This window comes from Vibrio sp. 10N.261.52.A1 (assembly GCF_002876325.1).
Taxonomy (GTDB): Bacteria; Pseudomonadota; Gammaproteobacteria; order Enterobacterales; family Vibrionaceae; genus Vibrio; species Vibrio chagasii.
The window spans coordinates 1-2,798 of record NZ_MCYD01000930.1; the positions used below are offsets into that span (position 1 = coordinate 1).

At 42.9% G+C, this 2,798-nt stretch carries 3 protein-coding genes; all 3 read left to right on the forward strand.

What is annotated here, in order from left to right; translation table 11 throughout:
• Positions 1-54: 54 nt before the first annotated feature.
• Positions 55-810: an imidazole glycerol phosphate synthase cyclase subunit gene (locus BCT81_RS20190; protein ID WP_102425595.1), complete on the forward strand. Its 756-nt coding sequence runs from the start codon at positions 55-57 to the stop codon at positions 808-810.
• A gap of 2 nt (positions 811-812) precedes the next feature.
• The gene (gene pseF / locus BCT81_RS20195; RefSeq protein ID WP_102425596.1) at positions 813-1,496 is read left to right on the forward strand and encodes a pseudaminic acid cytidylyltransferase; all 684 of its coding nucleotides are present in this window, start codon (positions 813-815) and stop codon (positions 1,494-1,496) included.
• Positions 1,497-1,506: 10 nt separating this feature from the next.
• The coding region (gene pseG / locus BCT81_RS20200) for a UDP-2,4-diacetamido-2,4,6-trideoxy-beta-L-altropyranose hydrolase (RefSeq protein WP_102425597.1) at positions 1,507-2,798 on the forward strand (1,292 nt) is incomplete at its 3' end.

Genomic DNA, 2,798 nt, shown 5'->3' on the forward strand with positions numbered 1-2,798 from the left:
GACAGGTCAAAAGCTTGGCCTTAAATTAATACAAAACTTTTTGGAATTGTAAGTATGTTAAAACGACGGATTATTCCAACCATGTTGTATGCGGACTTTGGCTTAGTAAAAGGCGAAGGTTTTAATGCTTGGCGACGGACTGGTTCAGTTATACAGACTGTTAAAATCTACAACATGCGTAATGTCGATGAACTGGTATTTCTGGATATTAATGCGACAGTGGAAAAACGTGAGCCAGACTATAAGCTTATTCACGATATCGCCGATGAATGTTTTATGCCTTTTTCTGTCGGCGGTGGGATTAGAACTGTTGAACAAATCCGCAAGGTGTTACTTGCTGGCGCGGACAAAGTGGTTATCAATACATCAGCAATAGAGACCCCTGAACTGATTAAAGAAGCCTCTGAAACGTTTGGTAATCAATGTATTGTTGTTTCTCTCGATGTTAAGAAAGTGGAGGGTGAATACAAGGTATTTACCCACTCAGGTAAGTTAGAGACAAAATATACCCTTGTCGATGCAGCTCGGATGATTGAGTCTTATGGTGCGGGTGAGTTATTGGTAACCCGTATTGAAATCGATGGTTCGATGATAGGTTACGATAGTGAACTTTTTAAGTTAGCTGTTGATAGCGTTAGTATCCCAGTGATTGGCGGTGGCGGTGCTAAAGATTATCAAGATATGCATCATGCTTTTGATTATTCAGGTGTGGACGCTCTAGCTGCTGCTGCTATGTTCCATTTTACAGAGCAGACCCCTAATGAAGCGAAGAGCTACCTTGCTCAGCAAGGGGTTAGCGTTAGGAGTTAATGATGAAAATTGCAGTTATCCCGGCGCGTGGTGGCAGTAAGCGTATTCCTCGCAAGAATATTAAACACTTTCATGGTAAACCGATGATTGCTTACCCTATTGAAGCTGCCATTACTTCAGGGTGTTTTGATAAGGTGATAGTCTCTACGGATGATGCTGAAATCGCCGAGGTAGCGGAGCAATACGGTGCTGAGGTACCATTTTTGCGTCCTGCTGATATTTCTGATGATTATGCGACGACAATGGATGTCATGCAGCACGCTCTAATGTGGTGCAAGGATAATGGATGGAACATCGACGCTGTTTGTTGTTTGTATGCGACGGCTCCTTTTGTCACCCCTGGGTACCTTCAACAAGGTTTGGATAAGCTCAATCAGGGGGGATTTGAGTTTGTTTTTAGTGCCGCTACGTTCCCGTTCCCTATTCAGCGAGCTATAAGGATCTCACCTGAGGGGCAAGTGGCAATGTTTTCCCCTGAAAATGAACAAGTGCGCTCTCAGGACTTAGAAGAAGCATATCATGACGCTGGTCAGTTTTATTGGGGGAAAACGGAAGCATTTTTAGAAAGAAAGGCGATATTTGCTAACCACTCAAGCGTGGTTTTATTACCTAGGAGTCGGGTTCAAGATATTGATACTCCTGAGGATTGGGATTTGGCCGAAGCATTATATATAGCGTTAAACTAACTAGGTTCTTATGAGAGTTGTCTTTAGAGTTGATGCCTCTGGCTGGATTGGTAGTGGACATGTGATGCGTTGTTTAGTGCTTGCAGGTGCATTAAAACAACGGGGGGATGATATTTACTTTGCGTGTTTACCGCAGTCAGGGGATATGATTTCCTATATTGAAGAACGTGGCTTTGAAGTCATTAAATTGACCCCTTCTAAAGAGCCCTGTATACCGAAATATGAGGCTGATTACGACGCTTGGCTCCAGCGAAGTTTCTCTGAGGATGCATTAGATTTTGTTCAAGTGGTCGGTAAAGCAGATCTGGTCATAACTGACCATTATGCAATCAGTAAACCTTGGCAAAAACTTGTTAAACAAGCTCTTAGCTGTTTTCTAGTCGCTATCGATGATCTTGTTCGAGAGCACTATGCAGACTTAATAATCGATCAAACATTAGGGCGCAAGTGCACTGACTATCCCGGTTCGGCCCGTGCTTTAACTGGCAGTGAGTATGCAATTTTGGCCCCCAATTTTGCTGCATTAAGAGAGCAAGCTTGCCATCGTAAGGGACCAGGAGCGAAGCCGAAAGTGTTAATCTCTATGGGGGGTATTGATAACCCTAACGCTACCCTAAAATCTTTGCAAAGTCTTGTTGGTGAAATTAGTGCTAACTTCACTGTTTTACTGAGTCCTAGAGCCCCACATTATGAGCAAGTCAAACAATGGTGTGACATACATAGCCATGTTCGTCATCAAGATTTTGAGGCCGATATGGCCTCTTTAATGCTCAAGCATGATCTAGCAATTGGCGCGCCCGGTACCACAAGTTGGGAGCGGGCTTGTCTTGGCTTACCTAGTATTCTGATACCACTAGCTGATAATCAAGCAACAATTTGTTCTCAATTACAATTGCATAAAGCGATACTCAAAGTCACCTTAGAAGACATTGAGTCTGATATATTACCTACTTATCAGCGTGCGTTAAGCCTGTGGGATGAGCTTTATACAGCGAATTTAAAGCTGTGTGATGGTTTAGGGGTAAGAAGATTGGTATTGGAAATAGCTCAGCTTATTGAGCCTAATCGTGATTCTAACCTGCAACTAGTTATTGCAAATCATGGTGATATCAGAACGGTTTATGAATGGCAATGCCACCCCAAGACTCGTGAATTCGCATTAAATAGTAATGTACCCACATGGGAAGAGCATCAGGACTGGATGCGGCGAAAATTAGCATCAACCTCTGACTTTTTTTATCTCGTGCAAGATAAAACCACAGAGAAAAAGCTTGGTGTACTGCGTTTAGATAAGTTAAAGCC